Raw genomic sequence first — 7,137 nt, forward strand, 5'->3', positions numbered from 1 at the left:
GATCGCATTTCCTCATAAATCGCTTTGGGCAAAACGCCGGATTTTAGCAGGCTGTCGAGTTCATCCTGGGCGGCTTTGGCAATAATGAGCTGCGCCCTCAGTTCTTCGGTGTGCTGCTGAGTCGGGGAGACTGCGGAAAGCCGGAGCCGTTTCACAAACCAGGGAAGACTCAAGGCCTGACCGACAAGGGAAAGAAGAACTGCACCAAAGACAATCGTAATGACATCGCTGCGGCCAGGCAGCAGTTCGGGAAGGCTGAGGGCAAGCGCAAGCGACAGCGATCCTTTGATATTGCCCAGAAATAAAACGTGCTTCCAGCGAGGGGGAATGGGGCGATCGATCCAGCCTACCAGGGTCAGCAAGGGATAAACCGCGAGAATTCGCCCGATTTGATACGTCAAAATTGCCAGCAGCACGGCGGGAAGCGTCTGCCAGAGGGAAATCAGATTCACCTCCACCCCAATCAGCAAAAAGATAAACGTGTTTACGCCAAATCCGGCGTATTCCCAGAAGCTATAGAGCGTGACGCGGTTAGAAGCTGCCACCTGACGCGACTGCCCCACGTTGCCCACCATCAGCCCTGCCACCACAACCGCCACCACGCCCGACACTCCTAACGTGTGACCTACCTGAAACGTACCTAATGCCAGCGCCACAGTCAGCAGAATGCTACTGAGATTGTCATCCGATCGGGCAAACAGTCCTGCCCCCAGATAGCCCAACGCCAGCCCCACCAACGTACCGCCCACAATCACCACAATCAAGGCTTCAAAGCCATCGGCGATCGTCACAGAGCCGTTCAGGTTCGCCTGCAAGACCAGATTAAATAGCACCAGCGCAACGCCGTCGTTAAATAAGCTTTCGCCTTCCACGATCGTCGTCAGCCGCGACGGAACGGAAACTTCCTTAAACACCGCAATCACTGACACCGTATCCGTAATCGCCAAAATCACGCCCAGAATCAGAGCCGTAATCCAGGGCAGATTCAGGGCATATTTGATGCCGATCGCCGTCACCGCCGTTGCAATTGCCACACCCGGACCTGCCAACAGCGAAATCGGCTTGACCGTGCTGCGGAGCCGACTAACATCGGTATTGATCGCCGCCTCAAACAGCAGGATCGGCAGAAACAAATTCAAAATCAGCGACGAATCAAGACTGACGCGATCGGGAATCCAGGGCGCGATAACTAAACCTGCCAGCACTAATCCGGTCACATAGGGAATGCGAAACCAGCGCGACAGCAGCGCAACCCCCGTCGCCACCAGCAGCAGAATAATCCAACCAACGACAATTTCTTCAAAGCTCCCCTGAGACGGCAGGCTCACTTCTTGAATTTCAGCAAGCACGATCGATAAGGACATGATGGAAAGAACGGAGGAAAGAACCGAAAACGACGCATGGCTGACACATGGCTACAGGTCACAGGCTGCCATTGCCCTACTCAAACTGCCCGCAAGCTCTCAAAAAATTGAATGGAATGCGGCGATCGCCACCCCAATGCAGATGCACATAGGACGCATGAACCTGATGTAGCCGCCATCCTTCAGTCGAAACTGAACTGGTGGCATCATAACCCCGGATCTGATAAAGCGGTGGAACTGGAGGCTGAGTCAAAGTCGATCGATGAAACTCATGTCCCCAAACCATCGCCTGTTGCGGTAATAAAGGACTGTCCTGCAAGGCGATCGCCTGCCGATAGCCCAGGGTCAGCCGTTTGCCCATCTGGGCGATAGTGGGCAAAATTCCCACCATCTGCCAGGATTGCCCCTCAAAATCGACAATACCCTGGCTCAGATACATCAGCCCCCCACATTCTGCATAAGTTGGCATTCCGGCTAAAACTGCCGATCGCACCGATGCCTGTGCCTGAGAATTTGCCTCAAGTTCAGCCGCAAAAACCTCCGGGAATCCTCCGCCAAAATACAAACCGTTCACGCCTGCGGGCAGTTCAGAATCAATTAACGGGCTCCAGTCAACTAGCTCTGCCCCCAGCGTTTCGAGCAAATCCAGATTGTCCGCGTAGTAAAAGCTAAACGCTCGATCGCGAGCAACTGCAATGCGAGGACGATTCTCGCCCAGCGAAACCCGCAACCGATCAGTTTGTGCTTCAGTCGCCATAAAGGAAGGAATACCGCTCGATGGAATTTCCACACGCTGCATCTCAAAATCCCCCAGAATAGAGGGATTTAGGGGGCGGTTCGCCTGAGGGCCTATTCCCTTTCCCGCCTCGATCAACGGCAACAGCTTTTCCCAATCAAACCCCTCCCGCCCCAGAGTCCCCAACCGATCGAGCAAATCCTGCATCTGCGGCAATTCATCCGTCGGAACCAGCCCCAAATGGCGATCGGGAATCGTAATTTCTGCCTGACGACGCAGCACACCCAAAATCGGTAAATTCAGCGGTTCCAGGGAAGCTTGCAGCAGTTCCAGATGTCGATCGCTGCCGACCCGATTCAGAACAACCCCAGCAAACCGCAGAGTGGGATCAAACGATCGAAATCCGTGGACTAAAGCGGCGATCGATCGTGCCATGCGGCCGCAGTCCAGCACCAGCAGGATGGGCAAATCGAGCAAACGAGCAATATGTGCGGTACTTGCCCAATCGGATGCTCCTGCCCCGTCAAAGAGTCCCATGACGCCTTCCACCAGCGCATAGTCTACCGTTTGCGTCTGCTGGCTGAAACACTGCTGCACATACGCCTCAGAAGTCAGAACCGGATCAAGATTGCGACACGATCGCCCGGTCACATACGAGTGAAACATCGGGTCGATATAGTCGGGTCCAACCTTAAAAGATTGCACTGATCCCCACTGCCGCAGTGCTGCCAGCAACGCCAGCGTGACAGTTGTTTTTCCCACTCCACTTCGATCGCCTGCAATCACCACCGCCATTCTTCTTCCTAATCTGTCCTGATGAGGTGCGCCTTCATCTTGCCAAAAAGCAAACGCTCTTGCTTTAGAGTTCGATAAAGAATTAATCAAACCCCAAGCGGCAGAGGCGATCGATCGACGAAAATCGCTATGGTGATGTAAGCAATTATCAGGAGGGAAGGCACGTGTCTGAGGCAAAACCAACGATCTTAGTAACGGGTGGCGCAGGCTACATTGGCTCCCATGCAGTGCTAGCACTCCAGCAGGCAGGCTATAACGTGGTCGTGCTCGACAACCTGGTCTATGGGCATCGCGAACTGGTCGAAGACGTGCTGAAAGTTGAACTCATCGTGGGTGATACAAGCGATCGGGCATTGATGGATCAGCTTTTCGCTAGCCGTGACATTGCTGCCGTGATGCACTTTGCTGCCTATGCCTACGTGGGTGAGTCCGTGACCGATCCAGCGAAATATTACCAAAACAACGTGGTTGGAACGCTGACGCTGCTAGAAGCAATGGTCGCTGCCAATATCAAAAAGTTTGTGTTTTCCTCAACCTGCGCCACCTACGGCATTCCGACTGCGGTGCCGATTCCTGAAGATCATCCTCAAAACCCGATCAATCCCTATGGGGCAACGAAGCTGATGGTCGAGCGCATTCTGGCGGATTTTGATGTGGCTTATGGGCTGAAGTCGGTCTGTTTTCGCTATTTCAACGCCGCAGGTGCCGATCCCGAAGGACGGCTCGGTGAAGATCACCAGCCTGAAACTCACCTGATTCCCCTGGTGCTGCTGACAGCTCTGGGCAAGCGCGATTCGATTTCCGTCTTTGGCACAGACTACCCCACGCCCGACGGAACCTGCATTCGTGACTATATCCATGTCACAGACCTGGCATCAGCGCACGTTCTGGGGTTGGAATATCTGATGCAGGGCAAGGAGAGTGCGAAATTTAATCTGGGTAACGGCAGCGGTTTCTCGGTGAAGCAGGTGATCGACGCTGCCAGAGAAGTGACCGGACGAGAGATCAAAGTCGTGGAATGCGATCGTCGTCCCGGCGATCCCCCCGCTCTAATCGGCAGTAGCGGCAAGGCAAAAGAAATCCTTGGCTGGCATCCCCAACACGCTGATATTCACCAGATTCTCCGTGATGCCTGGAACTGGCATCAACGCCGCCATCCCGCCGATTGAATTGAATATTAATGGGGAATATTAGTGGGGTGGGTGTCCTCACTTGCCCAAAGCAGATGCCCATCCCACCGCTGATTTAATTTGGGCATGCAGGAAGCCCATGCCGTTAGCATCCTACTGGTCCTGAACCGATCGCGACCCCCAAGCAGCAATCGCAACTCCGCTCAGAATCACGATCGCTCCCAGGAGCACCCCAAAACCTGGATTCTCCTGAAAGACGATCGCCCCCAGCAAACTCGACCCTACAGGTTCTGCCAAAATGGTCAGCGTCACCAATGTTGGCGATACCCAGCACACTGCCCAATTCAGGCTGCTGTGTCCAATAAGCTGCGGAAATAAAGCAATTAGCAGAATATAACCATACACGGCGATCGGATACCCGGTGTAGCCTGTACCTAACAGCAACGGCAGAGGGAATAGGAGCAGAGCCGCTGTTGTGTAAGTGAGCACGAGATGATTGCCGATCGAGAGTCCCTGCTGCTGTGCTTCTCGTCCCAACAAAAAGTAAAGGCTGACCGCCCAGGAGCCAATCAATGCCAGTGCATTTCCCAAGAGCGGGTTGCTGCCTGCGCCCATTGCGGTATTTCCGCCCAGCGCAACCAGTCCGCCCCCTAGCAGCGTCACGGCAATTCCGCTGATCGTCAGCTTGTTTAGCTTTTCCCCCAGCCAGAGCCAGGACAGCAGCGCAACCCACACGGGATTGGTCGTCACCAGCGTTGCCGAAGCTGCGATCGAAGTATAGGACAGCGACGCGATCCAGGTGGCAAAATGAATTGCTAAAAATGCACCTGCGGCGATCGAGAAGCTATAGCTGCGCGGCGAGAGCTTGAAGCCAGCAAAGTTCCTCCAGGTGGGAGCCAGGATGAGAGAGGCGATCGTCAACCGACTTGCCGCTAGCACCAAACTAAACCCCACGCCTGACACGCCTGCTGCCTGCAATGCTAGCCGAATGAAAACTGCCGACGCAGAAACCGACAGCACGCCGATCGTCAAAATCAGCCCGATTGTCCAGGGTGAAGGACGCGTCGGGACAGCCATTTAATATTTGGGTGGACGGCGACGCTGAAGAAATTCAGGAATATCGAGTCCCGGTTTGGTGCGCGGCTCTGAAGTCGGGGGAAGCGGCTGCGGAGGCGGGGTCATCGTTGGCGGGGCAGGAGGCGTTCGTTTTAAGGGAGACACTCTAGAGGTTTGAGCAGGCTGGGGCTGAGGTTCAGTCGAAAATCCGGTCGCGATCACCGTAATTCGCACTTCGCCCTGAAGCCGATCGTCTAACACTGCCCCAAAGATAATATTGGCGTTGGGGTCTACTGCTTCGTAAATAATCTCAGCCGCCGCATTCACTTCGTGCAGGGTGAGATCGCTACCGCCTGTGATATTGAAGACTACGCCCTTTGCTCCGTCGATCGACGATTCCAGCAGTGGCGAAGAAATCGCGGTGGTGGCGGCTTCCCTAGCTCTGGACTTGCCCGAACCAACCCCGATGCCCATCAGCGCAGAACCTGCGTCTGCCATCACTGCCCGCACGTCGGCAAAGTCCACGTTCACCAGACCAGGAATGGTAATGATATCGGAGATACCCTGCACCCCTTGCCTCAGAATATCGTCTGCCACACGGAATGCTTCCTGAACAGGCGTCTGCTCTGAGATGACCGTCAGCAGCTTGTCGTTCGGAATAATAATCAGCGTATCAACGCGGGTTTGCAGTCCAGAAATGCCTTCGTCTGCCTGATTAGTGCGGCGTTTGCCCTCAAAAGTGAAAGGACGGGTTACAACTCCGACCGTCAGCGCACCGACTTCTTTGGCAACCTCTGCCACGATCGGCGCAGCTCCCGTTCCCGTGCCGCCACCCATGCCTGCGGTGATGAAGACGAGATCCGCATTTTCCAGCGCAGCCGCGATCTCATCACGAGACTCTTCTGCTGCCTTTTGCCCGATCGCCGGATTTCCTCCTGCACCCAAGCCTCGCGTCAGCTTCTGCCCAATTTGCAGACAGCTTGAAGAAGCCGTATAAGTCAACGCCTGGGCATCGGTATTCACCGTCCAAAATTCAACGCCCGCAACTCCGCTGGCAATCATCCGATTCACGGCATTGCAGCCGCCACCACCTACACCAATGACTTTAATTCTGGCTACACTACTCGGCACAATTTCTCCACTCCTGGCTTCTTCTCCCAGTGCGCCTTTGACGTCACGTTGTCCCAAGTTTACCCCAGAGTTTGAGCTAAAGGGGTTAGTTGAATTCATGGACAAAGCGGAATTACCCTGATTTGCATCAGGGGAGTCGTTATGGGTATTTTCTAATCTACTATTAAATGTCATCGGAATTTAGATAGTGTAGGATTCAAAGGCTTTATAAAGCAGGATGACTCTAGATAAATATAGGGTAAGTTGCAGGAAAAACCAAATCTAAATTCGGGGTTACACTGCACTGTCCTGGTCTATGCTGCCTGATTCGGGTTTGCTCTGCATTGTTAGCAGAATTGTAGGAGAAATCGCTGAATTCCTGGAAAGCAAGCGTCGAACCATTGAGTTAACTTTTGTGAAACTAATTTATGAAATCGAATCACCAAGATGCTCGATTCGTTTGGAATAGTTTCAGTCAGCAACCGTCTTCTTTCAGTTTCGATCGATCGTATTTTCGCCTGCTTAAAACGCTGGTTGAACTTACAAAACAGGTTGCTTTCATTTTCGATTCTCCAGTTTAATAAAGCGTCAATTCAGCAGTTTGGTGAAGCGTGAATTTTAGCTGCGGCTAAAAAAGCATTGCTAAAGATTTGTTTCTCCCGCTGGCTCGGTTGTGCCGATGTCTGATTGATTTTCTGATGGCATTGCTTCGCCTGACGCTGCATCACCTGAAACGGCATCGATTGATTCGGTCAATGGCTCGATCGTTTGCTGGAATTGATCGTCCTCTGCATTTTCGGCTGCGTTCTCGGGTACGTTTTCAGCTGCACTGAGGATTGGTGAAACCACTTGAGTTGTCTCAATTCGGGGCATATCTGGGTTTCTCAGATCAATAAAAGCAATATCGCTCACCTCAATCTTCTGAGTCAGATAGCGCATCCGATCA

Annotated in this window: 6 protein-coding genes; 1 reads left to right on the plus strand and 5 read right to left on the minus strand. The window is 53.3% G+C overall.

The genetic code is table 11. The annotated features are described in order from the left end of the window. Both H6F80_RS08965 and H6F80_RS08970 read right to left on the minus strand, forming a co-directional pair. The coding region (locus tag H6F80_RS08965) for a cation:proton antiporter (RefSeq protein WP_190791232.1) at positions 1-1,364 on the minus strand (1,364 nt) is incomplete at its 3' end. 76 nt (positions 1,365-1,440) lie between these two features. After that, the gene (locus tag H6F80_RS08970; protein ID WP_190791233.1) at positions 1,441-2,895 is read right to left on the minus strand and encodes a cobyrinic acid a,c-diamide synthase CobB; all 1,455 of its coding nucleotides are present in this window, start codon (positions 2,893-2,895) and stop codon (positions 1,441-1,443) included. Positions 2,896-3,059: 164 nt separating this feature from the next. Between H6F80_RS08970 and galE the strand changes: the two genes are divergently transcribed. After that, positions 3,060-4,064, plus strand: coding sequence for a UDP-glucose 4-epimerase GalE (gene galE, locus H6F80_RS08975; protein WP_190791234.1), 1,005 nt, complete (start codon positions 3,060-3,062; stop codon positions 4,062-4,064). A gap of 114 nt (positions 4,065-4,178) precedes the next feature. Here the strand turns inward: galE and H6F80_RS08980 are convergent, their stop codons facing one another. The 3 genes from H6F80_RS08980 to H6F80_RS08990 form a co-directional block, all read right to left on the minus strand. Next, positions 4,179-5,102, minus strand: coding sequence for a DMT family transporter (locus tag H6F80_RS08980; protein WP_190791235.1), 924 nt, complete (start codon positions 5,100-5,102; stop codon positions 4,179-4,181). Next, entirely contained in the window at positions 5,103-6,311 is a 1,209-nt protein-coding gene (ftsZ, locus tag H6F80_RS08985; protein WP_518523544.1) for a cell division protein FtsZ, read from the minus strand. It abuts the gene before it with no gap. A gap of 522 nt (positions 6,312-6,833) precedes the next feature. After that, positions 6,834-7,137 (minus strand): hypothetical protein (locus H6F80_RS08990; RefSeq protein ID WP_242067245.1); only part of this gene is annotated, 304 nt, incomplete at its 5' end.

The organism is Leptolyngbya sp. FACHB-711 (assembly GCF_014695615.1).
Classification (GTDB): Bacteria; Cyanobacteriota; Cyanobacteriia; order Elainellales; family Elainellaceae; genus Leptolyngbya_A.